The sequence below is a fragment of the Escherichia sp. WS1152 genome (assembly GCF_046487665.1).
Taxonomy (GTDB): domain Bacteria; phylum Pseudomonadota; class Gammaproteobacteria; order Enterobacterales; family Enterobacteriaceae; genus Escherichia; species Escherichia coli.
Genome location: NZ_JBJQJA010000006.1, coordinates 278,790 through 304,422 on the forward strand (window position 1 = coordinate 278,790; position 25,633 = coordinate 304,422).

The following is a 25,633-nucleotide window of genomic DNA, read 5'->3' on the forward strand; positions in this document are numbered from 1 at the left end:
AAATATGCCTGAGCAGCAGTCAGAGACATAACTGGCACGTAAGGTTTGCAACCACTAACCCACCAATAGAGGGGTAGATAGGGCGTTAATCTCCCATACTTAACCTGGTTTATGGTAAATTGCCCTCTATTTTGTTTAATTTGTAGATGATACGTTCAGATAATGTCTAATATTTGGTCAAAAGAAGAAACTCTGTGGAGTTTCGCGCTCTACGGCACAGCCGTTGGTGCAGGCACGCTCTTCCTTCCTATTCAGTTAGGTTCGGCAGGGGCAGTGGTCCTGTTTATTACTGCTCTGGTCGCCTGGCCTTTAACATATTGGCCACATAAAGCCTTATGCCAGTTCATCCTCTCATCGAAAACATCAGCAGGTGAAGGGATAACGGGCGCAGTAACACACTACTATGGCAAGAAGATTGGTAATCTGATTACCACGCTGTACTTCATCGCCTTTTTTGTCGTCGTGTTGATATACGCAGTGGCAATTACCAACTCACTTACAGAACAGCTGGCAAAGCATATGGTGATTGATCTTCGCATCCGTATGTTGGTGAGTCTGGGTGTTGTATTAATCCTGAATCTCATTTTTCTGATGGGACGTCATGCCACTATTCGGGTAATGGGATTTTTGGTATTCCCATTGATTGCCTATTTCTTATTTCTTTCCATTTACCTTGTCGGTAGTTGGCAACCTGATCTATTAACAACCCAGGTAGAGTTCAATCAGAATACCCTTCACCAGATATGGATATCGATTCCCGTGATGGTTTTCGCCTTTAGCCATACGCCCATTATTTCTACGTTTGCCATAGACAGACGTGAAAAATATGGCGAACACGCTATGGATAAATGCAAAAAAATTATGAAAGTCGCTTATCTCATCATCTGCATAAGTGTACTGTTCTTTGTCTTTAGCTGCCTGCTTTCTATTCCACCTTCGTATATTGAAGCGGCTAAAGAAGAAGGGGTTACCATTTTATCGGCGCTTTCTATGCTGCCGAACGCCCCAGCATGGTTGTCAATTTCCGGGATTATTGTCGCAGTAGTTGCCATGTCGAAATCATTCCTGGGTACGTACTTTGGCGTTATTGAAGGTGCCACAGAGGTCGTCAAAACAACACTACAGCAGGTTGGTATAAAGAAAAGTCGTGCATTTAACCGCGCACTATCAATTATGTTGGTATCGCTGATTACCTTCATTGTTTGTTGCATTAACCCGAACGCGATTTCGATGATTTATGCGATCAGCGGCCCGCTCATTGCCATGATACTTTTCATCATGCCTACGCTATCAACATATCTCATCCCGGCGCTTAAACCCTGGCGTTCCATCGGAAATCTGATTACGCTGATCGTGGGTATCCTGTGCGTATCGGTAATGTTCTTTAGCTAATATCCATTGTGAATGGTTCAAAATTGCTACAATTTTGAACCATTCCATTTTTCATAATGTTCATTTGTTATTATTCCGCCCTATCACTTCTCTCGTCATATCCTAGAATTATCAGTTAGTTAAACACACAAAGAGATCTGAACATCTTAAATAAGACTATTTAAGATGCATAACTTAGATTCGCAAGATATCTTCTGGTCATTCAAAAACAATTTGCGATATAGATATTCTCATACTATGAGATAGTTATCTGGACCACTCTCAACCATACAAGATTAAATCAGTGAAACATAATCATATTTAATAACGAGAAATGCATTTTTAAATGTCTTAATCAGAATTATAGCAAATACAGATTAATCACAATTTTTCCCAGCAAAATTACAAAATCATGGTGTATTGACATCATCAATAACCGATGAAATTATGCAATTATATACGGATAGGGAGGTTCTTAACATGGGGCTTTGTAGTCGTTATAAAAGTCTTACATGCAATAGTTGCTCAATGCATTGCCAAATAATGCCAGAAGAGTCACCGCGTTTGCAGTATTGCGCAAACTCGTGTTTTTGTATGTGGCCCGAAGAAAGTTCATATTTTAATCGTGGTGTGGTAGAAGGTATCTTAACAAAAAACCACAATGCGAGATTAAGCGGATATATTTTTGTCGATTTTTCAGTAAGTTTTTTACGTCTATTCCTTGAAAAAGACTGGATTGACTATCTTGCAAGTACTGACATGGGGATTGTTTTAGTCAGCGACCGCAATATGCAATCGTTAGCTAATTACTGGCGAAAACACAACTCTGCAATATCTGCTGTCATATATAATGATGATGGTCTTGATGTTGCCAATGAAAAGATCAGACAACTATTTATTGGTCGTTATTTATCATTTACCAGAGGTAACACATTAACTCAGATGGAATTCACCATAATGGGGTATATGGTTTCTGGTTATAATCCATATCAGATTGCTGAAGTTCTGGATATGGATATCCGTAGCATCTACGCGTACAAGCAACGAATCGAAAAGAGAATGGGTGGTAAAATAAACGAATTATTTATTCGTTCACATTCGGTCCAACATTGATACTCAAAAATCTGCCAGAATCATACTCTGTTTATACGGGTATTTATTGAAATGCCCGTATTTTATAAATAGGCCGTCCCCTCAAGAGTAAACATCATAGTATTTAAAACCATCACACGAAAAATTCAGAAGCATTACGTAATATGAATTTACAAACAATAGTGGCATAAATGTTAACCATGTTAATTTACATAAAGTTTTACGTTGCGACATTAAAGCCTCATTTCAATCATCTTGATAAATATAAAATTAATATATATTTATGCCGTAAATACCAATATACTTAGCAAACTATGTGATTTCCATTTCGATTGATTTAGTGTTTATTGACGTATGTACTGGATTATTAACGATAATATCGAGTTCTGGCCTGAGCACCGAAAATTAATATCGGTACATAACGCCGATCTTAACGTCGTTCTGACAACGCCAGCCAGTCGTTGTTTATCACTTCTACTTGAAGCTTTTCCTGATGTGGTTGCACAACAAGATTTTTTCACCAGAGTCTGGGAAGAAGAAGGTATGCGTGTGCCTACTAACACGTTATATCAGAACATATCCATTATCAGACGCGGATTTCGCGCTGTTGGTGATACTACCCACTCGCTTATTGCAACCGTGCCGAGAAGAGGATTCAAGATCCATAATGACATTAACATACAAAATCATGTAATAAACTCGTCAACAGACGCACATACACACAATGCCCCACCTGCCATAAAAGTTAATGCGGGATACAAAGAGAGCATTGGTGGCGCAAAGAATTTCAATAACAAAATCCTCAAACATATAAAAAGTTATCTAATTATGTTGAGCGCATTTGTCATAGGCGCATATTCTGCATATTGGCTATGGAATAATAATCAACCGAAGCCATTTTTCAAGGATTACAAGACTGTTGCGGAAATTAATGGCTGCCATTTTAATGTAACAGAAGATACAATTGATGGGTTGAAAGAGTTCGATAAATATAAAACACGGATACTGGATTCGGGGATTAACTGTAAAAAATATCCGTGGTTATACTTCCCTCTTGCAAAATCCTCACCGGGGATGATTGTTATGGCATGCAATAAAAACTATAACCAACATGAAGTGGCAGGCTGTTTAACCCTGTCTTACCGTGAGGTTAATCGTGATTGATTATAAAAAAAACTTATTATTTATTTTAGTTTTTATCAGTGGGTTTATTCTCTTCACAGTCTATTCTTACACTGCAGAAAAAATGATATATAACGAAACATGCACTGCAAATTGGGTGATTTTTAATGACCAGGGGCGAGCAAATCTTACTATCGACTTTATGTATAACCAAAAAAATAAAACAGGAACTGTTGCGTTGAGTGGGACCTGGCAACAAGGTAACAGAGAAAGTAAATCAATACGGCGAAATATTGAATACACATGGGTTGAAAACTATGACACAGCCCATTTAACTTCAAAAAAAGTTAATAAGTTTGAGATTATGGATCAAGTCGATGATGATAGACTTGCTGAACTTATTCCTGATTTTTATGTCTTTCCAGAAAAAAGTGTAAGCTATAATATACTAAAGCAAGGTAAACATGCTTTTATTTTGAGTATTGGTAACAGAGCAATAATGCATTGTGCAAGGTAAACTAAAATAGATAACAAAAAGATGGAACCTCGTTAATCATAAAATAATAAAATTAAATATGCTTGCAGTATATGCCAGTATAAAGCATCAAAGTTTTGATCAACATCTTTCATTTTAGACATCACCTTGCAATGTAAAATATCATGTATCAACAACATCTGGTGCATATCCATGAGTCGAACTCAACATTCATCTTAGCTCGATTATTATTCCTTCGTACAGTCGATGTAAACAATACAGAAAGAGGATTATTAAGAACCAGTTTACTCAGTGAATCAATAGAGGAAAGGATTAACGTTTCTTTAAAAGAATTAATTTCATCATCTGTTAAACTAAACTCATCATTGACAGATCGTGAGATATAACTGTTTTTAACTTTACTCTTTACGTTGACTTTACTGACAGAATTAACATTCACATATCTTGAATTTAATGCCCATGATGTTGTTTGCGTGAGAACCTTCTCAGCATTAAGGAATTTTTTTAACGGAATCCTTGGTTTCTTTTTCGAGTCCGAATTAACTATATCATGCATATAGACCATTTCATGAATCTGCGAAAACTCAATGTCCATTATATACCTCACATTTTTACCGTGACTCGATGTTACTGTTCAATAATCACCTTCCATCAATACTAAAATTAATACCCCAAATGTGCCGATAACAAATATAGTCATTCTACGTAACGTCTCCATAAGGTGATAACCTTGATCAAATGAATTTTGAATATAATAAAGGAAATCTTTTGAGATGTTTATCACGAATAACGCTATTTATGTTACCAATATCATTTCGAGTGCGCACACTATCCATCTGTTTTTTAAGGATATAAAAAACAACATGTAAGTTATGTAAATTGCCGATGCTACTAAGTAACATTATGGTAAAAAAAGTAAAAATGAGCGATTTTTGATAGAATAAAGCAAGAGAAAAGGTGATATTTGACATTATCAGAAGCTGCGAATTCGGATTTTGCTCTAATCAAATGAGAGAAATGTAAAATGAAGCCACGAAATATTAATAATAGCCTACCACTGCAACCATTAGTTCCTGATCAGGAGAACAAAAATAAGAAAAATGAAGAGAAATTCGTTAATTCAGTTAAAATTACCATGGGGTCTGGTTTAAATTATATTGAACAAGAATCTCTTGGAGGAAAATACCTAACACATGATTTGTCAATAAAGATAGCGGATATTTCTGAAGAGATAATTCAGCAAGCAATATTATCTGCTATGTGCATATATAAATTACCGATTACAGATGATTTAATGAGTATGGCTACAAATGAACTCATAAAACTGACCAAAATAGAGAATAATTTAGACCTGAATAAATTCGCTACTATATGCACAGACGTTCTATCCCCCCTCGTCACCAGACATAATAAACAAAAAAACCAAAACGACATTCTACCCTTCGCAAAAATCCCCTTTTTAATTTTCATTGAAAAAAAGGAAATTGATAATATGAATCCAGGTCATGCACATTAAGGCATTTTGAAATGTCGTAATTAAGACAACTAATAAGGTAAATATTAGTAAAACAACTAATGATGTTATTATTTTGCAGCGGTAAGTATTTTTACTAATAACGAAGAAATATACTCATAAGCAATGCAAGCTTAAAACTAATAATTTAAAAAAGATAAATGTAATAATATTAATGAGTCAATCAATAATAATTGAGCATCACGAGACACATCACAGAGGAATATTATGAACAAAGAAACAATTGAAATATTCAATAATAGTGATGAATGGGCAAATCAACTAAAACACGCATTATCGAAAGGAGAAAACCTGGCATTACTGCATGGTTTAACTCCTGATATCCTTGATAGAATATATGCATATGCATTCGACTACCATGAAAAGGGTAATATAACGGACGCAGAAATTTATTATAAATTTTTGTGCATTTATGCGTTCGAAAATCATGAGTATCTAAAAGGTTTTGCATCAGTATGTCAGTCAAAAAAGAAATATCAACAAGCATATGACCTTTACAAGCTAAGTTATAATTACTCGCCATATGATGACTATTCAGTTATTTATCGTATGGGTCAATGTCAAATTGGGGCTAAAAATATCGATAACGCAATGCAATGTTTCTTTCATATTATTAACAATTGTGAGGATGATAGTGTTAAGAGTAAAGCGCAGGCATATGTTGAACTCTTAACCGATAATTCAGAAGATAATAACTAAGCATTACAATCATTTGGTTAAAATTGCTGGTTATAGTGCATTAACCACTATAACCAGCACCTTTTATCTTTTCTTAAATCAGCATCTTAAAACAGTTAAGAGCATACAATAAATCATTATTTTTCAATGCTTTAGAGAACATTTTACTTTATCAAAATTGAATAAGGCTATTTCAGATTACATCACTGAATTCCTAAGATAAATTAGTGAACACAACCATAGATATGTCGAATGTAATTTCCTGTAGCGTTAATGACACATAAATATGAATAGCCATAATTTCTATTGCTTATGCAGGATGCAAGAAACCAATTTTTTCATAGAGGTTAACTAATGGACTTAGAAAATAAATTCTCATATCATTTTCTTGAGGGATTAACGCTCACGGAAGATGGAATTCTTACTCAAGGAAATGAGCAAGTTTATATTCCACCGAAAGAGTTAGGTGTATTAATAGTATTACTTGAATCCGCTGGTCATGTTGTACTGAAAGATATGATCATCGAATCAGTATGGAAAAATATTATTGTTAGTGACGAGTCCCTGACAAGATGTATCTATTCTTTGCGCTGCATTTTTGAAAAAATTGGCTATGATCGCTGCATAGAAACAATCTACCGGAAAGGTTATCGTTTCAGCGGGCAGGTTTTCAAAACTAAAATTAATGAAGATAATACTTCAGACTATTCCATAGCTATATTCCCTTTCACCACTTCATTGAATACACTGGATCCATTAATACTTAATCAGGAATTAGTACAAATCATTTCAAATAAAAAAATCGATGGTCTCTATACCTATCCGATGGCTGCGACAAATTTTTGTAATGACCACATATCTCAAAATTCATTCTTGAGCAGATTCAAGCCAGATTATTTCGTTACAGGAAGAATAAACCAGAATAATGCAGTGAACACTTTATACATTGAGTTGATCGACGCTAAAAACCTTTTCCTCATCGCCAGTAATCATCTCCCTGTTGATGAACTACATAATACATCACAATTTATTATAGATAATATCCTTCAAACGGTACATAAACCAGAACGATCTGTAAGATTAGCTAAGCAGGACCAAGGATATAAGAATCATTATTTATCAGATGAAATGTTAGCCGGAAAGAAAGAACTTTACGAGTTCACCCCTGAAAGCATTTACAGGGCCATGACTATATTTGATGGATTACAAAATAAAAGTGATATACAGACGCTAAAAACAGAATGTTATTGCCTTCTAGCGGAATGCCATATGTCTTTGGCACTTCATGGAAAAAGTGAACTTGAACTTGCTGCTCAAAAAGCATTAGAGCTTTTAGATTATGTATCAAACATAACCAATGTCGATGGAAAAATTTTAGCTATTATGGGACTGATAACTGGCCTGTCTGGACAAGCAAAAGTATCTCATATCTTATTTGAACAGGCTAAGATACACTCAACTGATATAGCCTCTCTCTACTACTATAGGGCACTTGTCAACTTTCATAATGAAAAAATTGAAGAGGCAAGGATTTGTATAGACAAATCACTACAACTCGAACCCAGAAGACGAAAAGCAGTTGTGATAAAAGAATGTGTAGATATGTATGTGCCTAACCCGCTCAAAAACAACATGAAACTCTACTATAAAGAAACTGAGAGTGAAAGCCATCGAGTTATAATTGACAACATTTTGAAACTAAAGCAGCTGACGAGAATTTGTATGCGATAAATTTTTATTGACACAAGTTCATTGTTTAAATGTATGCAACTTGTTATTTAAACAACAGAGATAAAAACATCTAAGATATTTACCTTATTGCAAGATATTTAAAATACTCTAGATTTAAAAGTATGATGTTATGACCATTGGTCTGGACAATTAAAAAAGGGAGCTTTATGACTAATCCAATCGGTATAAATAATTTATCTCAAAGTTCAAATATAGAGAATGTAGCGGGTGATGAAGTCGTTTCATTAGATAAACATATCAACACCAGTGCTACTGATACAGATCAAATACAAGCATTTATAGTTTCAACATGGATGGCGTCTTTTCAAAATGATATGTATTCGGTAGATAATCCTATCTCACCTTACTATAAAATTGAATGGTAGACAATTGACCAAATAAATCATTAGCGAGATACTATTATAATAGTATCTCGTTCCTTTCATTCAATCCTCACACATAAAAATATATGCGCTCACCAAAAGTTAAATTCTTAACCATCTTCACGCTTTCTATATTAATTACAAAAATGTCTTTCGCCAGCAGCGCTTGCTTTAATGAAGCAGGAACAATGTTCAGAATCGAACCAAATTTGATTAAAGCTATCGCTCTTGTTGAAAGCAATCTAAAAAAGGATAGCATAGGCAAGAACAGAGATAAGAATAACAATATAAGGAGTTTAGATTATGGGTTAATGCAGATAAACCAGATGCACATTCCCATGTTAAAAAAACGTGGAATAATACAAGATGAACGAGATTTGTTAGATAACCCCTGTCTGAACATTAAAATAGGAACCGAGATTTTATATAACCATTTTTCACGTTGTGGAGTAACGTGGCAATGCCTGGGGACTTATAATGCGGGTTTTGCAATGGATAACAAAAAAAAGAGACTGCAATATGCCAAAAAAATATACATTGTATATACCAGGCTTAATGAACTAGACAATCGTAAGGCTTTAGCAAAATGAGCCTAAAGCCTCTTTTTTTATATAGTGCAAACACCCATACGTAAAGCTGTTTTGATCAACTCGATACCACTGTGAACATCTAATTTCTTCATGATATTGAGTCTATGAGTTTCGACTGTTTTCCTGCTTAACTGCAAGAAATTAGCGATTTCTTTGTTTGTTTTACCATCAGCTATGAGTTGTAATATTTCTGACTCACGATTTGTAAGTTGATTATCAGAGGAATACCTGGAAGATATTTTTTCACAATCCATATGTACACTATCAAAATAAGTGTAGCCATTACTAATCGAATCAATAGCGCGATTTAGTTTCGCCGGGTGACTGGTTTTCCATACGCATCCTTTCGCACCTGCTTCAAGCAATTTTATTGAATCAATATACGGCATCTTTGCTACAAATGTAATAATATGAGCATCTATTTTATGCGATTTAACCCATTTTACGAGTTCGGACCCCATCATTCCACCTGCAAATTCTCCTAAAATAAATATTTGGGCTGCAGATTTGTTACACTCCGCTATAGCTTTCTTCAGATCTTTATAGCCCCCAACAACCTCATATAAATCAGGATAATGTCCGAGGAATCCAATTATCCCATCAATCATAAACGGCTGCTGATCTGAAACTACAATTTTAATTTTTCCCATATATTCATCCTGAGTGTAAATGCTTTAACGCATTCATTTATAATCATCCCTTCCATTATTATTATAAGCAAAATCCAAAGAATACATTGATGAAATAATAATGAAATATAATTAAAAATAAAATTTTTGCGTGAAAAAAAAATAACACGGGCATTGAAAAATCATGAGATGATTAAAATATTAGAATTAGATTATATTCAAATCATTAAACCTGAGCCAGTGAGCTATAAGTCCTCAGGGCTTGCCAAAACAGAATTATTCATATCCAAAGAATGTGTTTCACACATTTTTTCAACTAAATAATGTCTGGCTTGTTCGCAGATTTCGTTAACCTTGTCAGGGGAGAAACAATGATTATTAATTAAATATTGCTCACAATTATCCACAAATTCCTGCGGACTAAATTCAGCAATAAACTGATCGGTAAAAAACACAAAACGCTTATCATCATGAAATGTAATATGGACATTCCATATTGATTTGTCGACAAAATATGACTCTACTTCAAGATACTTATCTTTGAAACTGGTAGGTATATAGAGATTTAAAGGGCCTGATAGTGACGGTAATTTTGTTACCCAACTTTCAAAGATTTTGATAAAAACATCAACTTCTTCTGAAGATTTTAACAATATACTCTTCAGATCGTTTATCATGTTTATTCTTTTTTTTCTAGTTCTGAGCTCAACAAGCTTATCAAGGGTATAAAATTATCCATCACATCAATAATGCCTTTTGTATAGCCATCATAATAACCTTGAATAAATTTTTCTTCTTTCTTTACCTCAATGCTCTGAATTTTTGCGGTGGTTTCAAGAAGGATATTTTCTTTAAGAGAAACTATTTCTTTCAATCCATCAGAAATTTTTCTTTTAATCACAACACCATTTGCAGGAGATTTTATCAAGCTCATCTCTATTTTTTTTCGCATAAAATGTAATTCTCTCTAAAAGAGTTGATGCAAGTGGTAACGGCAATTGTATGTGGTCAACAAAATCAGGAAATAATAAATTAAATCGTTGCTGCATTGCCAATGGTTGTTGCCTTATATAGGGTAACAACGTTGAAAAACCACATGTGATGATATTGTGATAGTTAGCGATGCCGGGTTTGTATCGTGCCTTTTCATTTATTTCCACCGGTATAGCTGATAAATAATCCCTTAGCACAGCAGGAACCTTATAAAAAAATCCGCGTTCTGCAAACCTTTCTCGATAAAAGTGACAACCACTGAGTAAACAGATCAATGGAAATAAATTCCAATTGTTTATGTAGTAAATAAGTGAACTATTCAGATTAAAATGTTCAACTGAAAGATTGTACTGCAGAAGAATCATTTCATTGGTAATAGATCTAAGCACCGGATTGTTAATAGGTGTATTATTCAAGCTTACTCGTTGAGGATGAATATAACTAATTGGATCATATATAATCTTTCTTAGGGCAAGATTCATAACGCTCTCATATGTCTACTTAATTTTCAACCTGACTAAATTAGTTAGAATGGCCCTATACTTCCATAACAGCCAGCAAGTCGCTACGGATATTAATGCAAGTAAGATAGAAACCGGCATAGCCTTATCATAAGCAAAAACAGGTTCGCTAATTTCATATGTTGGTGCTTGCTCAATAATGTCTCTTCGTTTTGACAATACTACAGAAATATTTTCATATTGTACGCTTGCAAAACTATTAACAATAAATCTCTTTATGTCATTTATTTTTATTTCTGGATTGATATCTTTTTCATATACTGCAAGTACAGAAATATGAATTGGTAAAGCAGTTTTACCACTATCGCCAGTATCAACATCGTAACTAACATGTACTCTCGAAGAAACAATGCCATCCATAATTTTGAGAGATTGCTCTAACCGCTGCTCTATAGCAGAATATAGCCTTGCTTTTTCCGCTCGTGGAGATGAAACGAGTGCATCTGCAGGGAACATCTGCGATATTTGAATATCAGGCTTACCCGGGAGATTGTAGATTTTTAGCCAATCCACCGCAGAAGCAAAATCCGTTGGTTCGACAAATATTGAAAATCCAGTTTTGCCTTGATCCTTCTTTTCAGCATTAATATTATGTCTTTGTAAAACAGCAAGGACATCATTAGCTTGCTGTTGATCAAGATGGTTCAGTAATTCCTGCTGCTTGCAGCCGCACAACAGCAGGATAAACAATAATAATGATATATATTTCATGAGCGGGTCAACGTCTCAACTGCAGCGACAATCTTTCTTGCTAATGTTCCCACCAATGAAACCTCGACATTATAATTAAGCACATGATCCTGCAAGACTAATAATTTTTCAGGAGTTAACCCTTTTTTATCAGACCTTAATGCTTGTAACGCATTTTGCTGCCAATTTTCAGTTTGTACAGCATAGTTGGCAAAAGCGGAGATCATTTTATCATCCGGGTTGTCAAGATTGAGAACCCGGTCATTTAAATCAATCACTTTCGCTTGCTGTATTTCATGAGCAGTTGATTGCTCAACTCTATCAATAGGTGGCATATTGCTTACTGACATAATAAAATCCTTATCCAGTTTAGCGGAAGTTTTGTATGATTGCCGAATCAAGATCTTTATACGCTTTTACAACGTTAGATTGCGCATTTCGATACAATGTATACTCAGCTAATGCACTTTGATATTCGGCAAGGAATTTCGGGTCGGAGGGATTGGTTGCTAAATCCTCCAACGCTTTTTCAACTTGCTGGTTCAGATCATCAACGCCCTGATCAAATTGTTTGCTGATATCCATAATATAACCATTCCAATCTGCCATAAGTCCTCCTCAATTATTCCTGAAATGTCCACTTGCTACCTTGAGACTTCTCGAATCGGTTATCTCCGTAGCTAAATGAACTATTATTTGTGTCCTGATTTTTCAAATTCACATTAAATCTTACATATTGTTTACCCCATTGTTTATAATATTCGTCAACATAGTTATTAATTTTATTTAATTCACTGTCACTTAACGTACCAATGATATTGAAATACACATTGTTAGCTGTTTTATATTTTTCATAAGAAAGACCTATCGCCGACAACGTTTCAATAGCCTGACTTTCCAATACATTATCATCTAATACCGCAATACTTATATTGCTGGCATATGGCATAGTTTGCAGTAATCCTTTAATAAGATTATCGATTAGTTGCTGTGTGATAGCGTTCCGTTGCTTACTCACGGTCAGTCTGGGATTACTGGCATCTAATAGTTGAAGTTTAAAATATTGTAAATCAGGGAAATTATCAGCAAGCCATGAAAAAATTCGTATCGATTCATCATCAGGATTTATCACCCGTACTGGCTTTCCTGGTTGATTTTTTTCCAGTGCTTGTTTGACCCAGACTGCTTCATCCAAACTATTGGTATTAATATAGATGACATGATCTCTACCATATAATATTTCATAATTCCTGTTTTTGTTTACAAGAATTTTATCGATATGTCTCAGCTGCGGATCATTACTGGCATTAACAATATAAAAAGCAATGAAAATGATAGCAAAAAGAAAAAAAAGCATTACATACTTAAACAGCTTACTGCTAAAGAAACGTTGTTCTGTAGAGATAATGTTATTTTCAATAATGCCTGGCAATGAATATTGCCAAACTTCATTTTTTTCTTTTACAGCAAATTTGAGACCTAAAACTTCTATTTGCTGATTCAATGTTAACGTTCTATCTTCAGGTTCTTGTGCTGTTAATTCTCTGATTGTTACAACCAGATCAGGGTCGGTAGTAATTATTATCTCAAAACTACCTGTAAGCTCGCCATAAGGAACGACTATTGTATTTTCTGGTAACTCAGAAAAAGCATCACTTTTTCCTAACGAAACATCATTACCAATGATAACAAGTAGACGTCCATTAAGTATTTCATACTCGCATCCATTCAATGGTCCGCTCAACAAACGAATGGCATAAGATTCCAATAAGTCTTGTGATAAGAATTTATCATTATTTTCCATGAATACCACCCGCTAATTCCATAAGCTCTAGTTTAGAGTAGTGTAACAAGACGGAAATTTCATGACCAAATTATGATGACACAGAGTAAAAAAATTATAATTTCGAGGACTATTTTAAATGCCTCTATGCATAACTTTATTTACAATTTAAGGTATAAACCCTATTCCCTCAATGTTAAGCAAATATAACAATTACTCTTATTTTAACTTTTACACGTAATATTTACCCTAAATGATTTTAGAGTACAGGTTGGCATATGCAAGTCTTTTCCAGTGATGTCTACTTCACTGTAGGCACTAATGCATTATTAGCATCCCAAAAAGAATATTACAGCGATTTAGTTGCGTTGGTTGATCTTGGGCATTCGTTCGTTGTTATTGATGAGCATCAACATCGAAATCTCAAACCAAATACAGAACCTGTAAACATCCTTTTAAGCAACAATTTCATCAGGATCAATAAGAATATTACATTATCTGATTTAACGCATTTCCTGATTTCGAATCTTCATACACAAAATGTGTATTCCACACAAGAACCACTTACCCATGATGAGATAGATATCCTGCGGTTATGTGTTTCTTACTCGTTAAAACAAATAGCCATTATTAAAGGAATTGATTATAAAACAGTATCATATCACAAAATAAGAGCCCTAAATAAACTTAACATAAAAGGTACTGTTGAGTTGTTTATAGCACTCTGTGAATGGGATAAACATTATTTTAAACTCCAATCTTGCGTAAGAGAAAGTTGATATGTCATTAGTAAGATATAATAGTAAAATCATAATAACCATCGCGCTGATATCGTTGCTCTCTGCATGCACCAGAGAAAATTCATTAAAGGAGAATCAAAATAAAAGAAGTGGCGAATCCCAAGCGATAGTAGATGCAAGACAGTTCTTTAGCGAACACCCGGAATATATATCATCAGCAGAACTGGAGCAAAAGCTATATCGCGAATTTGCACAGGTTACTACAGTTCCAGCTTATAAAGAGATGAGTATGTATCAATTGCTTGTCATTTCGCAAGATCGTTTAACTCATTAAATAATGAATCTACACGCTTTTTGCGTGTAGATTATTTTTAAATTTCTGACTACGATAGACATTTAATTTATTCAATTATTATCTTTATTCTCGATTTCTGTGTCTTCACCCTCAATGAATTTATCTTCTGAAGAGAGCTGTTCATCTGGAACAGGTTGTCCGGCATTCTCCACATCTTCAAGCCACAGCAGAAGACGTAATATTTCATCTATACTTTCGAAGCTCACATAATCGTAGCGACGATGGGTAGCATAAATTTTTCGTGCTAATTTTTTATCTGTAATAATTGGTATCCCGATTTCCTTTGCATATTTCCTTACGGCTAATGCTACCTCATTAGTTTCTCTTACAGAAATCAATGGAATAGGTGAAAGATGTGGCTTAAAGTATATCCCTATTGCAATGTGAGTAGGGTTGGCAATCATCAAACGGCTATTACTGACATCAGATTTCAATTGCTCAGAAAGAATTTCTTGATGGCGCTCTCTGCGTTTAGACTTAATTTCTGGATTTCCTTCTTGTTCCTTATATTCTCTTTTAACTTCTTGTTTATCCATTTTCATATCTTTCATAAATAAAAAATATTCAGCGATAAAATCAAAAATTAAGACAATTATCATACTGCCGAGACAATACAGTATGAGAAGGAATAGCATCTCTCCCCAATCTGATAATAAAGATATGATATCTCCATCAAGAGTTTTAAAAAGCAGTGATTTATGGTTACTCCAAAATACTTTGATCGCCAATGCAAAAAAAATAATATAAATAATTGCTTTAACAAATTCTTTTACGGTTTTTAAGCCAAATATACGCTTTAAGCCATTTACTGGATTTAATGAATCAAACTTAAATTTAACAGCTTCAGTTGCTAATTGCATTTTACTTTGAAACCAGGAGACAAGTATTGTTGTGAACATGCAAACCAGCAAAAAAGGAATGATCGTTTTCAACCAACCAATCCCCATAGCTTTAAAATAGTCCCAAATATCCGGTTTAGCGTTATGATCAAGGATATATTCAAGAATCGACATAATGTGATGCACATCAAAAACATATCCGAGATATAAAGTACCCACTAGCATTATTACAGAGACGGTTAAGTCTCTACTTTTTAGAATTTGCCCTTTTTTAGAAGCATCCTGGAGTTTCTTTTGTGTTGGCTTTTCAGTTTTATTGGCCATGAAACACTCTATTTCTCAATGTATAGTTGCAATTGTTCTGGGAAAAAGGATAACGGCATTACTCGTTCAGCCAGTATTGGGCCAAAATAAATAATTAATATTAAAAATGCCAGCGCACTTTTGACAGTCAGTGAAATGGCAAAAGCATTTAGTTGTGAAGCATAACGTGCCAGCAATCCCAGGACAGCCTCACCGCCCAGCATAACGGCAATCACGGGGCTTGCGTAAACGATAGTATGAGTCATTATGTTATTAATATATGAGAATAAAGGCTCTAATTTAGGAAAATTAAAATTACCTGAAGGCCATAAATTATAACTTTGCCAAAGAGTTTCCAGAATAAAGTTCATTCCACCGTTAGTAAGATAAACCGCAGCAGAGAAAAGGTTAAATAATCTTGCTAATTCCGAGGTATCGACACCTGTAGCCGGATCCAAAGTACTACTTAATGTTGCACCGCGTTGGTTATCGATAAAGCTACCTATAGCAAGGAAAATCCAAAACGGGGATGCTAATAAGCATGCAATAAACAGCCCTATGATAATTTCTCTGGCAGCGAACAAAGCAATATCGATTTCATTTAAGTTCAATAATTCATAGTGGTAATGCTGAACTAATGCACATGATACCACTATTATTATTGGATGACGGACCACTGTTGGTATATTCCCACTGGCGAAAAATGGTAACAAATAGAAAGTGGGTGCCAATCGGCAAAAACCGAGCGCTGTAGCAGCCAGCAGACTATGTAACTGATAGAGTATCGCCTCCCCCATGCTATCCTCTCGCGAATGCTAAATTCAGCATTTCAATACCAAAAGAATATAATTTTTCGCCATACCATCCGCTCATTAAAAAAAAGCAAATACTTACGCATAATAATTTCACGCCAAATGGCAACGTCTGTTCTTGCAACTGTGTTACCGTTTGAAAAAGCCCTACTAATAAACCAACAAATGTCGCAACTGCGATAGGTCCTGCAGACATAACTAAAATCAGATACAGCGCCCTATTCCCTGCAAAAACAATATCGTCCATATTTTTTCCTCAGGGATTAATGGATAGGTCAAAATATTGTAAAATGAGTCCTTTTGATAACATTGTCCAACCGTCCATAGCGACAAATAGAATTAATTTTATCGGTGTAGATATGGTTACCGGGCTCATCATCATCATACCTAACGTTAACAGAACGCTGGATATAACCAGATCCACTACGACAAAGGGTAAATAGATATAAAAACCTATAATAAATGCACTTTTTATCTCACTCAATGCATATGCGGGCAGTAACGAGAAAATTGAAATATTATCATCATCGATTATCTCTTCATTGTCTTCAGAACTATTCACCTTCTGAATCTTTTCAAAAAAGCTAACCAACTCAGGTTCAGAATATTTTATCAAATATGATTTATAACCACTCATGCCTGTCTCAACAAAATTAACAACCGACGCTACATTATTGAATGAAAGATTCTCATTCTGACTGTTATTATATATTTCCTTCCCAACCGGCATCATTACGAACATTGACAAAAGCAAAGCAACCCCATTAAGTGTCATATTTGATGGCACTTGCTGAAGTCCCAGCGCGTTTCGGACAATAACAAAAACAATTGAGAATTTAATAAAACATGTCCCGGATGCTATTATAAACGGCAATAGTGTAAATAATGATAATATCGCTATCAGCGAAATGCTATTTGACATTATTATTCCTTGATAACCAAGAATGAATTTCTACGCCCAATTTATCATCCACTTCAACAAGTTCGCCATAGCCAGTTAGCGCGCCATTTACACGTATCTCTATATTTTTCTCTGATTCTGGAAGCAGAGATATTATTCTTTTTGCACAGAGTTCGTCTATTTCATATAGATTCATTATTTTCTTACCAAGAACAAACTCAATTTTTACAGGCAAGTCTTCAAAACTATTAATCATCTGTTCGTCATTTTCATCATAAATCTCACTCTCGCTTTTTTTGATATCAAAATCATCTGTTTCAAAATCTTCCTCGTACTCAAAATGATCAGCCATTTTTAACTCCTCTGGATAAATTAAATCACAAATTTTTGTATTATAAATAACCGCATAAGCCAAATTATTTGAGATTAATAAAACATCGCCAACTTCAATATCAACAAGACTTCTGTAACATGTTTTACTAAATCCAATTACAAAATGAATGGACCAATATAATGATTTTTTGTCTAATGTTGGGGTATTTTCGTATTGGCAGACAGTGACTTTATCTAACCAAAGATTCAATTCCCCTGTCCATATTCTTATCAGTGGTTGAGCTGGACTCAATACTCCATCAAATACTTTACCTACGCACAAACGATTATATTTTAGTTCAGGATACTTTAGATTTAACGGCGAACTGGATAAACTGAGCCATTCGCCTATTAACCTTTCCGTTTCTGGCATTAAAGCCATCCCAGCGAGTTCGGCAGAAATTAAGGGAAATATTTCTCGAAGCAACACCCATCCAGACCAGCTGCCACTCTCTTCTGCTATCGGTAGCCATTTAGCACTAAATTCGGGCATTAATAATGCAACATCTTCGCCATTTTCTTTCCAATTTTGAAAAGTGGTTTCAAACGTATGAGTGTTTCGATTTACCTTCCTCAGACCGAACATTAACTTTCATCCTTCTGATCGTTTTCGAATTTGCCTTCATTTTCTTGCTCCTCATGAGGCTGATGTCGTTGTCCTTGTCGTTCATCTTGTTCAGTCAATACCCAACGTTGTGCTGTAACATCATTGTTTTGGGCTTCATGGAGTCTGTCGGAGACAAGCGCGTCCGATGGTTTTAGTCGTATCCCTTCACTACTTTCCAGAATCCGGACTGTATGATTCTGTCCCCAACGCTGAAACTGATATGTCAATTCATTTTCGGGCACATTGACACTATTAACAGAATTATTTATATCATTCTGATTGAGCGTATGAACATTCCTTTGCTTTTCGATATGTTGAGTAAACATGGTTCTGTTATCAGCAAACCTTCTTTCGTTAGTACTGTCTAATGAATGAGCCTGCTGTCCATTTATTTTGTCTCCATCGCGGTATTTTTTTTCACGATCTTTATTATTACTGTGTTTTTGATCTGTGATGTATTCTGTATTGATACCATTATGGATTTTTTCCTTAAATTGTATCGTTTTATTAGATAGTTCAGAGTTACTCCCCTGATCTCGTGAAGTCATATTGAGAATTTTCTTTGTAGAAAATTGTTCTGTTCCATTTGTTTGCAAAGAAAGAGAGGGATTCCTGTCAACCTGGAGAGATGATTTGTTGTCAATAGACTTCATTTGCCCATTCTTTTTCCCCAATGTAGAAAATTGGCTATCCTGAGTCTGGTGATGCTGCCAACTTACTGATTTAGTGTATGATGGTGTTTTTGAGGTGCTCCAGTGGCTTCTGTTTCTATCAGCTGTCCCTCCTGTTCAGCTACTGACGGGGTGGTGCGTAACGGCAAAAGCACCGCCGGACATCAGCGCTATCTCTGCTCTCAGGGGTCTGACGCTCAGTGGAACGAAAACTCACGTTAAGGGATTTTGGTCATGAGATTATCAAAAAGGATCTTCACCTAGATCCTTTTAAATTAAAAATGAAGTTTTAAATCAATCTAAAGTATATATGAGTAAACTTGGTCTGACAGTTACCAATGCTTAATCAGTGAGGCACCTATCTCAGCGATCTGTCTATTTCGTTCATCCATAGTTGCCTGACTCCCCGTCGTGTAGATAACTACGATACGGGAGGGCTTACCATCTGGCCCCAGTGCTGCAATGATACCGCGAGACCCACGCTCACCGGCTCCAGATTTATCAGCAATAAACCAGCCAGCCGGAAGGGCCGAGCGCAGAAGTGGTCCTGCAACTTTATCCGCCTCCATCCAGTCTATTAATTGTTGCCGGGAAGCTAGAGTAAGTAGTTCGCCAGTTAATAGTTTGCGCAACGTTGTTGCCATTGCTGCAGGCATCGTGGTGTCACGCTCGTCGTTTGGTATGGCTTCATTCAGCTCCGGTTCCCAACGATCAAGGCGAGTTACATGATCCCCCATGTTGTGCAAAAAAGCGGTTAGCTCCTTCGGTCCTCCGATCGTTGTCAGAAGTAAGTTGGCAGCAGTGTTATCACTCATGGTTATGGCAGCACTGCATAATTCTCTTACTGTCATGCCATCCGTAAGATGCTTTTCTGTGACTGGTGAGTACTCAACCAAGTCATTCTGAGAATAGTGTATGCGGCGACCGAGTTGCTCTTGCCCGGCGTCAACACGGGATAATACCGCACCACATAGCAGAACTTTAAAAGTGCTCATCATTGGAAAACGTTCTTCGGGGCGAAAACTCTCAAGGATCTTACCGCTGTTGAGATCCAGTTCGATGTAACCCACTCGTGCACCCAACTGATCTTCAGCATCTTTTACTTTCACCAGCGTTTCTGGGTGAGCAAAAACAGGAAGGCAAAATGCCGCAAAAAAGGGAATAAGGGCGACACGAAAATGTTGAATACTCATACTCTTCCTTTTTCAATATTATTGAAGCATTTACCAGGGTTATTGTCTCATGAGCGGATACATATTTGAATGTATTTAGAAAAATAAACAAATAGGGGTTCCGCGCACATTTCCCCGAAAAGTGCCACCTGACGTCTAAGAAACCATTATTATCATGACATTAACCTATAAAAATAGGCGTATCACGAGGCCTGTGGGAGGAAAATAAAGTGTCATCCTAACTACAGGACCCTGCAACGTAGCAATTCCTGCAAAAATCCATTTAAAACAATGACTTATTTCAATTCTGCCATCTGCAAGCGTTTTGTGGGGATGGAGGCCGGAATCATTAAAGTATCATCCTAATTTTCGCTCAACCTTGGAAAATGCTGAGAATCGTAAAAATAAAGTTTCATCCTTTCCGCTACTAGTTCAAGGCTTTCTTCCGGCCGCCGGCAACAACGCTGCTTGGCTGAGGCGATCCACTTGCGCTACCGCTCACTGATCAGATCGAACTTGAACTCGACGAGCAGCCAACCATCAGGCCGAGCGTGATCGCCAAAAAAAACGGATCATGCGAAATCCTTCGTTGAGTTTGGCGCGGGTTTTAGCAAATCAGCTGGCCCGCGATCCGGTTGAGAGTGATCCGAAGCGGTCCTTGACGACCGGCACAAATCGGCCGATTCTGTTGAAAAAGTAGCTTTAGCGGCAGCCTGCCGATCAGGTGTGCCTGCTGTCGAAGTGGCTGCAAGCCACTTCAAGTTGCCTTCCGGCGTTTCACTGAGCGTCCTTGCTCAGGTTTAAGGGTTAATTTGAGGGTTTCTGCTCGTAGCAGGCATACCTATCCCGTCAGCGGTGGCCCTTGAGGCAAAAGCTTGGCCATGCGGCGCAGGTTCTGCACCATCGCAGCCAAGGTTAATTCGTCAGTGGCACCCGTTAGGCCACGCAGTCGTAAACGGTCGAGTTTCATGATCCGTTTGAGGTGGGCGAAAAGCATCTCCACCTTCTTTCGTTCGCAGCGAGAGACGAGGTACTCCGGTGTCTTGGCGATGCGTCGAGCCACGTCGCGGGCAGCCTCATGGATGCTGCGGACGATCTTCCGATTCGGCGTGTTGGGGCAGCATTTCGCTTTCAACGGGCAGGTGGCGCAGTCGGTTTGGCTGGAGCGGTAAATGACGGTTTTGGCCTTAGTTACCCGCGACCTTTGCTGGGTGAAGGCGCGCCATTCACTGCGTAGCGGTTTGCCGGCTGGGCAGCGATATTCATTGGCGTCCTGACTCCAGTGAAAGTCGTTACTGGAGAGGCTGTCGTCCTTGCGCTCGGTCTTGTCCCACACCGGCACATGCGGTTCGATGTCCTTTTCTTCGACCATCCAGGCCAGCATCGGGGCGGTGCCATAAGCGGTATCGCCGATAAGGCGTTCCGGTGTGAGATCGAACTGCGCCTCGACACGCTCGACCATCGTCCTAGTCGAATCGACTTCGGCGGTACGGTGCGCCGGGGTAGCTTCCACGTCCATGATCACACCGTGCTCAGTGTCGATCAGGTAATTCGTGGAGTAGGCAAAAAAGGCCGGGCCACCTGGCGCTGCTGTCCAACGGGACTGAGGATCAGTGAGCGAAATTTTCTTGGGAAGAGCCTCAGCCAGCGCCTCTTCATCAAGGGCTTCGAGGTACTCGCGCACTGCGCGGCTGCTGAGCTTTGGATCGTTCCAATCGACCTCATCTCCCGCCACCCCACGTTGCCGGCTGGCATCCGCCTTAATGATGCTGGCGTCGACGGCGAAACCTTCACCCTTGACTAGGCCGGCTGCCATGCAGCGCCGCAGCACCTCATTGAATAACCAGCGGAATAGATCGCTGTCACGAAAACGCCCATGGCGATTCTTCGAGAAGGTCGAGTGATTGGGGACTTCGTCTTCCAGACCCAACCGGCAGAACCAGCGATAGGCCAGGTTCAGGTGCACCTCTTCGCACAATCGCCGCTCGGAACGAATGCCATAGCAGTAGCCGACGACCAGCATGCGCACCATCAACTCCGGGTCAATCGAGGGACGCCCGATGGGGCTATAGAAATCTGCCAGGTAGGCACGTAGATCACTGAGATCCAAGCACTGGTCGATGCTGCGCAGGAGATGTTGGGCCGGGACGTGATCTTCCAGATTGAACGAGTAGAACAGGCGCTGCTGTCCTCCCGGTAACTGTCCCATCATGCTGTTCGCCCCCACGCTCGCTGACAAAGCAATTTTGCCAACGGCATGGGGAGGCCGCTACTTTTTCAACAGAATCGGCCGCACACAGCCATTCGGCTCAACAGAACCCTGCCTTTACCCCACCAAACTCCGGAAACTCGCCCGGTAGTCCGTCGGCTTGAGATGCACATGTTGGCTGAGGTCGCCGGGTAGCGTGAACAGGCGCGGACCGTCCCGAAACTGGAACACGCGATACAGATGGAATTGATCGCCCGCCTCCTTGGAGAATTCGAGTTCGTTGTGGCTGACCAAGAAAGACGAGCCTACCCCGCCATTGGTGGTTTTCACCTCGATGAAGCGCTCATGGGCGTCCTCTTCGAACGACAGGATGTCGAACCCCGCACCGTCTCCCTGGGTGTCGGACACCCAATCCAGCCGCTGAAAAAGCTCTGGGTGGCCGAGCTCGGTCAGGCGTTGCTGTTCGTAGCCAATCACCCACTGCTCCCCTGCCCGGCCCAGCTTGCGGTTGGCTTCATCGCGAGCGGCATAATCGAACTTTCGCGGTAGGCGTTGCCGTAGAGATGCCGGGGTACGCACAAGCACTTCACGGGCGGGTGGTTCTACCAAAGCCGCTCGGTAGGTTTTGTCACCCGGAAGTTTTACCTCCTCCAGGGCATCGACAAGAGCGCCGACCGTCTGCTGATGTTCCAGAACGTAGGCGTGTACGGATTTACGCAGCAGCAGTTGGCTGTTGCCGCGTGGCTTGTAGCCGTTGATATAGGGCAGGCCCAGGGCATCGAGTACGGCGCTAATGTTCTGGTGCTTGAGCTCGACTGAAGACTTGCTGCGACCGTTCAGCAGTTGGCGCAGTGCCTGGTTGTGCTCGGACTTGTGGTACGGCTCCCCAGCCGCCTCGGCACGCAGCATGTCGAAATAGTCTTCGACCGTGGCCAGGACCTCTTCTTCGGACCAGTCTTCGCCGATGCGAATGATGCGAAACCCGAGCCGCGTCAGCGCCGGAACGACGGTCGTCTCGCCACCGGAGAAGCTGTCAGCAGTGAGCGGGCCCTGCTCGGGAAATTGCTTGCCGAAGGCCACACCGGCGATGGCCTTGGAATCGCAATCGGTGCCGGTCTTCGGATCACGTACCAGGAAGTCGCGGGACTTGCCGTAGCCGTGGCGCGCCAGGAATTTCGTGCGGCCCAGTTGCACGAACTCATCGATGGCAGCCTGCACGGCGGCGGGGCTTCGAAGCTGGGAGAGTTGAGACACAGGGTCCTTCCTTACTGTCATGGTGTGCCGGGAACCGCCGAGCCACGAGATTATGAGTAGCCCCTGAACAGAAACGTCACGATAAAAGCCGTGAACGCCACCAGGCCCATTAAATCCCTTGCGTATTTGCAGCCCGTGCTGTCCAAACCTGTACCAGGTCCGATCAACACGCTCCAACCATTGAGGTACGAAAACACCGCCTGACCGAACAAAAAATGCGTGATAGCCGCCGCAGCCATGACGCCGGAATCGTCAGACAGGCTGTAGCTGTTGACCATTGCCCTGTACGCCTGCATCTGAAATGGCTATTGCCCTGATGGGAGCCGGCTTTTCAGCCACCGACACCAGCGATGCCGTCAATATTCTTTACCCGATAACCATGACCGTACAAGCTAACAAGGCCTGGCAAGCCAGCGGACTTAAAAAGTCTTTTTTTCTACCATCCCACAAAAAAGTTCGTGGTGGAGAAAAGATAAGCTATGCAAGGCTTTAGGAGACGTGGTTTTTCAGGATGACGAAGAACGATTCGGCGCTAGGTGCAACATAGGTGCATCGCACGAGCGCTAGGAACGGCGAAAAAAGGCGGACGTGGCGAAATCGGTAGACGCAGCAGACTTTAAAATTGGAGTGCCCGCGGGGAAATCCGCGGAGTAGAACCGCTCAAAGTCGGGGAACGCTAACGGGCAATACCCTAAGCCAATCCCGAGCCAAGCCCCTTCGGGGGAAGGTGTAGAGACTGGACGGGCGGCGCCTAAAGCCTTCGGGCAATGGCGAAGGGACAGTCCAGACCACGAACGTCATCAGACGGCGGCGAAAGTCGAGGTGGTACGAAAATCTGCTTCTCTGTGAGAGTACGGGTTCGAGTCCCGTCGTCCGCACCACAAAGCCAAACATCCCTGCGATGATCGACCTCTGGGCGTTTGGTCGTGAGCCCGCCACCCTCGCGCTACGCTTTGCGCAGGCGTCGAAGGCGATCAGGTGCGCCCATCGATTCCGTCGAGCACCATCGCTGCGAGTTCATCGCTGGTGTGTGCACCACTATCGAGAACACGGGTTGTGCATGGAAGCCGTTCCCTTGCGGCCAAGCATCGGGCGACATTCGCTAATCGCCACTCTCGAATCTCCGCATTTCGATTCGGGTCAGGATGCATGGTCTGGTTCGCGATCCGGTGACGCAATAGGTCCTCGTTGAGCGTCAGAAAGATGTGCAGCAGCTGATCGTCGATCCGCCTTACCCCGTCGAGTATCTCAGTCAGATAGTCCGGGTGCACGAGCGTCATTGGGATGATGATGTCCTGCGAGTAATTCCTTCGGCACTGTTGCAAAGTTAGCGATGAGGCAGCCTTTTGTCTTATTCAAAGGCCTTACATTTCAAAAACTCTGCTTACCAGGCGCATTTCGCCCAGGGGATCACCATAATAAAATGCTGAGGCCTGGCCTTTGCGTAGTGCACGCATCACCTCAATACCTTTGATGGTGGCGTAAGCCGTCTTCATGGATTTAAATCCCAGCGTGGCGCCGATTATCCGTTTCAGTTTGCCATGATCGCATTCAATCACGTTGTTCCGGTACTTAATCTGTCGGTGTTCAACGTCAGACGGGCACCGGCCTTCGCGTTTGAGCAGAGCAAGCGCGCGACCATAGGCGGGCGCTTTATCCGTGTTGATGAATCGCGGGATCTGCCACTTCTTCACGTTGTTGAGGATTTTACCCAGAAACCGGTATGCAGCTTTGCTGTTACGACGGGAGGAGAGATAAAAATCGACAGTGCGGCCCCGGCTGTCG

General features: G+C 39.7%; 32 protein-coding genes and 4 pseudogenes. 13 read left to right on the top strand and 23 right to left on the bottom strand.

Annotated elements, in window-relative coordinates:
* The first annotated feature begins 162 nt into the window (after nucleotides 1-162).
* The 4 genes from ACJHW7_RS12490 (at nucleotide 163) to yqeJ (ending at nucleotide 4,102) form a co-directional block, all read left to right on the top strand.
* A complete protein-coding gene (locus tag ACJHW7_RS12490) occupies nucleotides 163-1,392 on the top strand; it encodes an amino acid permease (RefSeq protein ID WP_000065946.1) in 1,230 nt (409 codons plus the stop codon).
* A gap of 459 nt (nucleotides 1,393-1,851) precedes the next feature.
* A complete protein-coding gene (locus ACJHW7_RS12495; protein ID WP_001305805.1) occupies nucleotides 1,852-2,484 on the top strand; it encodes a helix-turn-helix transcriptional regulator in 633 nt (210 codons plus the stop codon).
* A gap of 333 nt (nucleotides 2,485-2,817) precedes the next feature.
* Nucleotides 2,818-3,627, top strand: coding sequence for a transcriptional regulator (locus ACJHW7_RS12500; protein WP_001313226.1), 810 nt, complete (start codon nucleotides 2,818-2,820; stop codon nucleotides 3,625-3,627).
* Nucleotides 3,620-4,102 (top strand): protein YqeJ, encoded by a 483-nt coding sequence (gene yqeJ, locus ACJHW7_RS12505; protein ID WP_000568340.1) that lies wholly within the window; start codon nucleotides 3,620-3,622, stop codon nucleotides 4,100-4,102. The genes ACJHW7_RS12500 and yqeJ overlap by 8 nt, the downstream gene beginning before the upstream one ends.
* Nucleotides 4,103-4,134: 32 nt before the next feature.
* Here the strand turns inward: yqeJ and ACJHW7_RS12510 are convergent, their stop codons facing one another.
* Both ACJHW7_RS12510 and yqeK read right to left on the bottom strand, forming a co-directional pair.
* Nucleotides 4,135-4,215 carry a hypothetical protein gene (locus ACJHW7_RS12510; protein WP_072132081.1) on the bottom strand — a complete coding sequence of 27 codons (81 nt, stop codon included), beginning with the start codon at nucleotides 4,213-4,215 and terminating at the stop codon, nucleotides 4,135-4,137.
* Between the two features lie 35 nt (nucleotides 4,216-4,250).
* Nucleotides 4,251-4,676 carry a protein YqeK gene (yqeK, locus tag ACJHW7_RS12515; RefSeq protein WP_000350601.1) on the bottom strand — a complete coding sequence of 142 codons (426 nt, stop codon included), beginning with the start codon at nucleotides 4,674-4,676 and terminating at the stop codon, nucleotides 4,251-4,253.
* A gap of 429 nt (nucleotides 4,677-5,105) precedes the next feature.
* On the opposite strand from yqeK, the gene ACJHW7_RS12520 reads away from it, so the two are divergent.
* From ACJHW7_RS12520 to ACJHW7_RS12540, 5 genes are all read left to right on the top strand, one after another.
* A complete protein-coding gene (locus tag ACJHW7_RS12520; protein WP_001625828.1) occupies nucleotides 5,106-5,597 on the top strand; it encodes a hypothetical protein in 492 nt (163 codons plus the stop codon).
* Nucleotides 5,598-5,822: 225 nt separating this feature from the next.
* Nucleotides 5,823-6,314, top strand: coding sequence for a tetratricopeptide repeat protein (locus ACJHW7_RS12525; protein ID WP_001031495.1), 492 nt, complete (start codon nucleotides 5,823-5,825; stop codon nucleotides 6,312-6,314).
* Between the two features lie 333 nt (nucleotides 6,315-6,647).
* On the top strand, nucleotides 6,648-8,024 hold the full coding sequence (gene ygeH / locus ACJHW7_RS12530) for a HilA family transcriptional regulator YgeH (RefSeq protein ID WP_000362684.1): 1,377 nt from the start codon (nucleotides 6,648-6,650) through the stop codon (nucleotides 8,022-8,024).
* Between the two features lie 167 nt (nucleotides 8,025-8,191).
* Entirely contained in the window at nucleotides 8,192-8,410 is a 219-nt protein-coding gene (locus tag ACJHW7_RS12535) for a hypothetical protein (RefSeq protein ID WP_021557161.1), read from the top strand.
* An 83-nt stretch (nucleotides 8,411-8,493) separates the two neighbouring features.
* Nucleotides 8,494-8,997 carry a lytic transglycosylase domain-containing protein gene (locus tag ACJHW7_RS12540; protein ID WP_001307982.1) on the top strand — a complete coding sequence of 168 codons (504 nt, stop codon included), beginning with the start codon at nucleotides 8,494-8,496 and terminating at the stop codon, nucleotides 8,995-8,997.
* Nucleotides 8,998-9,014: 17 nt separating this feature from the next.
* Here the strand turns inward: ACJHW7_RS12540 and ACJHW7_RS12545 are convergent, their stop codons facing one another.
* The 8 genes from ACJHW7_RS12545 to ACJHW7_RS12580 form a co-directional block, all read right to left on the bottom strand.
* Nucleotides 9,015-9,647 (bottom strand): LuxR C-terminal-related transcriptional regulator, encoded by a 633-nt coding sequence (locus tag ACJHW7_RS12545; protein ID WP_000516285.1) that lies wholly within the window; start codon nucleotides 9,645-9,647, stop codon nucleotides 9,015-9,017.
* Between the two features lie 224 nt (nucleotides 9,648-9,871).
* Nucleotides 9,872-10,303, bottom strand: a complete 432-nt coding sequence (locus ACJHW7_RS12550) for a hypothetical protein (RefSeq protein ID WP_032154112.1) — start codon at nucleotides 10,301-10,303, stop codon at nucleotides 9,872-9,874.
* 2 nt (nucleotides 10,304-10,305) lie between these two features.
* Nucleotides 10,306-10,527 (bottom strand): hypothetical protein, encoded by a 222-nt coding sequence (locus tag ACJHW7_RS12555; RefSeq protein ID WP_201290435.1) that lies wholly within the window; start codon nucleotides 10,525-10,527, stop codon nucleotides 10,306-10,308.
* A complete protein-coding gene (locus ACJHW7_RS12560) occupies nucleotides 10,520-11,101 on the bottom strand; it encodes a type III secretion apparatus protein OrgA/MxiK (protein ID WP_021557163.1) in 582 nt (193 codons plus the stop codon). The genes ACJHW7_RS12555 and ACJHW7_RS12560 overlap by 8 nt, the downstream gene beginning before the upstream one ends.
* A gap of 15 nt (nucleotides 11,102-11,116) precedes the next feature.
* Nucleotides 11,117-11,851: an EscJ/YscJ/HrcJ family type III secretion inner membrane ring protein gene (locus ACJHW7_RS12565; RefSeq protein WP_001613732.1), complete on the bottom strand. Its 735-nt coding sequence runs from the start codon at nucleotides 11,849-11,851 to the stop codon at nucleotides 11,117-11,119.
* The gene (gene sctI / locus ACJHW7_RS12570; RefSeq protein ID WP_000116721.1) at nucleotides 11,848-12,180 is read right to left on the bottom strand and encodes a type III secretion system inner rod subunit SctI; all 333 of its coding nucleotides are present in this window, start codon (nucleotides 12,178-12,180) and stop codon (nucleotides 11,848-11,850) included. Before sctI ends, ACJHW7_RS12565 begins: the two co-directional genes overlap by 4 nt.
* Nucleotides 12,181-12,199: 19 nt before the next feature.
* Nucleotides 12,200-12,439, bottom strand: coding sequence for a type III secretion system needle complex protein (locus tag ACJHW7_RS12575; RefSeq protein ID WP_000796272.1), 240 nt, complete (start codon nucleotides 12,437-12,439; stop codon nucleotides 12,200-12,202).
* Nucleotides 12,440-12,452: 13 nt separating this feature from the next.
* Nucleotides 12,453-13,634, bottom strand: a complete 1,182-nt coding sequence (locus ACJHW7_RS12580; protein WP_001307984.1) for a PrgH/EprH family type III secretion apparatus protein — start codon at nucleotides 13,632-13,634, stop codon at nucleotides 12,453-12,455.
* Between the two features lie 257 nt (nucleotides 13,635-13,891).
* Between ACJHW7_RS12580 and ACJHW7_RS12585 the strand changes: the two genes are divergently transcribed.
* Nucleotides 13,892-14,392: a helix-turn-helix transcriptional regulator gene (locus ACJHW7_RS12585; RefSeq protein ID WP_001195850.1), complete on the top strand. Its 501-nt coding sequence runs from the start codon at nucleotides 13,892-13,894 to the stop codon at nucleotides 14,390-14,392.
* Between the two features lies 1 nt (nucleotide 14,393).
* Nucleotides 14,394-14,687, top strand: a complete 294-nt coding sequence (locus tag ACJHW7_RS12590) for a hypothetical protein (RefSeq protein ID WP_001613735.1) — start codon at nucleotides 14,394-14,396, stop codon at nucleotides 14,685-14,687.
* Nucleotides 14,688-14,758: 71 nt separating this feature from the next.
* Here the strand turns inward: ACJHW7_RS12590 and ACJHW7_RS12595 are convergent, their stop codons facing one another.
* The 7 genes and pseudogenes from ACJHW7_RS12595 to ACJHW7_RS12625 form a co-directional block, all read right to left on the bottom strand.
* On the bottom strand, nucleotides 14,759-15,871 hold the full coding sequence (locus ACJHW7_RS12595) for an EscU/YscU/HrcU family type III secretion system export apparatus switch protein (protein ID WP_021557164.1): 1,113 nt from the start codon (nucleotides 15,869-15,871) through the stop codon (nucleotides 14,759-14,761).
* 8 nt (nucleotides 15,872-15,879) lie between these two features.
* Nucleotides 15,880-16,647 carry a type III secretion system export apparatus subunit SctT gene (sctT, locus tag ACJHW7_RS12600; RefSeq protein WP_000503291.1) on the bottom strand — a complete coding sequence of 256 codons (768 nt, stop codon included), beginning with the start codon at nucleotides 16,645-16,647 and terminating at the stop codon, nucleotides 15,880-15,882.
* A 1-nt stretch (nucleotide 16,648) separates the two neighbouring features.
* Nucleotides 16,649-16,909 (bottom strand): EscS/YscS/HrcS family type III secretion system export apparatus protein, encoded by a 261-nt coding sequence (locus ACJHW7_RS12605; RefSeq protein WP_000341004.1) that lies wholly within the window; start codon nucleotides 16,907-16,909, stop codon nucleotides 16,649-16,651.
* A gap of 9 nt (nucleotides 16,910-16,918) precedes the next feature.
* A complete protein-coding gene (locus ACJHW7_RS12610) occupies nucleotides 16,919-17,584 on the bottom strand; it encodes an EscR/YscR/HrcR family type III secretion system export apparatus protein (RefSeq protein ID WP_000071534.1) in 666 nt (221 codons plus the stop codon).
* Nucleotides 17,574-18,561: pseudogene (locus tag ACJHW7_RS12615) on the bottom strand (YscQ/HrcQ family type III secretion apparatus protein). Before ACJHW7_RS12615 ends, ACJHW7_RS12610 begins: the two are co-directional and overlap by 11 nt.
* Complete coding sequence (locus ACJHW7_RS12620) at nucleotides 18,521-19,090, bottom strand: type III secretion system needle length determinant, SpaN/EivJ family (RefSeq protein ID WP_114493791.1); 570 nt, start codon at nucleotides 19,088-19,090, stop codon at nucleotides 18,521-18,523. Before ACJHW7_RS12620 ends, ACJHW7_RS12615 begins: the two are co-directional and overlap by 41 nt.
* 75 nt (nucleotides 19,091-19,165) lie before the next feature.
* Nucleotides 19,166-19,243, bottom strand: a pseudogene (locus ACJHW7_RS12625) (type III secretion protein); the annotation flags it as partial.
* Nucleotides 19,244-19,297: 54 nt separating this feature from the next.
* Between ACJHW7_RS12625 and ACJHW7_RS12630 the strand changes: the two are divergent.
* Nucleotides 19,298-19,396 (top strand): annotated as a pseudogene (locus ACJHW7_RS12630) (IS1 family transposase); the annotation flags it as partial.
* Between the two features lie 149 nt (nucleotides 19,397-19,545).
* Here the strand turns inward: ACJHW7_RS12630 and ACJHW7_RS12635 are convergent.
* The 4 genes from ACJHW7_RS12635 to ACJHW7_RS12650 form a co-directional block, all read right to left on the bottom strand.
* Nucleotides 19,546-20,406 carry a broad-spectrum class A beta-lactamase TEM-1 gene (locus tag ACJHW7_RS12635; protein WP_000027057.1) on the bottom strand — a complete coding sequence of 287 codons (861 nt, stop codon included), beginning with the start codon at nucleotides 20,404-20,406 and terminating at the stop codon, nucleotides 19,546-19,548.
* 820 nt (nucleotides 20,407-21,226) lie between these two features.
* Nucleotides 21,227-22,597, bottom strand: coding sequence for an IS1182-like element ISCfr1 family transposase (locus ACJHW7_RS12640; RefSeq protein WP_040234906.1), 1,371 nt, complete (start codon nucleotides 22,595-22,597; stop codon nucleotides 21,227-21,229).
* 114 nt (nucleotides 22,598-22,711) lie between these two features.
* Nucleotides 22,712-23,848 (bottom strand): DUF3883 domain-containing protein, encoded by a 1,137-nt coding sequence (locus tag ACJHW7_RS12645; protein ID WP_000080861.1) that lies wholly within the window; start codon nucleotides 23,846-23,848, stop codon nucleotides 22,712-22,714.
* Nucleotides 23,849-23,898: 50 nt separating this feature from the next.
* Nucleotides 23,899-24,126, bottom strand: a complete 228-nt coding sequence (locus tag ACJHW7_RS12650) for a hypothetical protein (protein ID WP_000248278.1) — start codon at nucleotides 24,124-24,126, stop codon at nucleotides 23,899-23,901.
* Nucleotides 24,127-24,149: 23 nt separating this feature from the next.
* Between ACJHW7_RS12650 and ACJHW7_RS12655 the strand changes: the two genes are divergently transcribed.
* Entirely contained in the window at nucleotides 24,150-24,341 is a 192-nt protein-coding gene (locus ACJHW7_RS12655) for a hypothetical protein (protein ID WP_000951934.1), read from the top strand.
* A 481-nt stretch (nucleotides 24,342-24,822) separates the two neighbouring features.
* Here ACJHW7_RS12655 and ACJHW7_RS12660 read toward each other — a convergent pair whose 3' ends face one another.
* Both ACJHW7_RS12660 and ACJHW7_RS12665 read right to left on the bottom strand, forming a co-directional pair.
* Nucleotides 24,823-25,128, bottom strand: a complete 306-nt coding sequence (locus tag ACJHW7_RS12660) for a hypothetical protein (protein ID WP_001617906.1) — start codon at nucleotides 25,126-25,128, stop codon at nucleotides 24,823-24,825.
* Nucleotides 25,129-25,212: 84 nt separating this feature from the next.
* Nucleotides 25,213-25,633: pseudogene (locus ACJHW7_RS12665) on the bottom strand (IS6-like element IS26 family transposase); the annotation flags it as partial.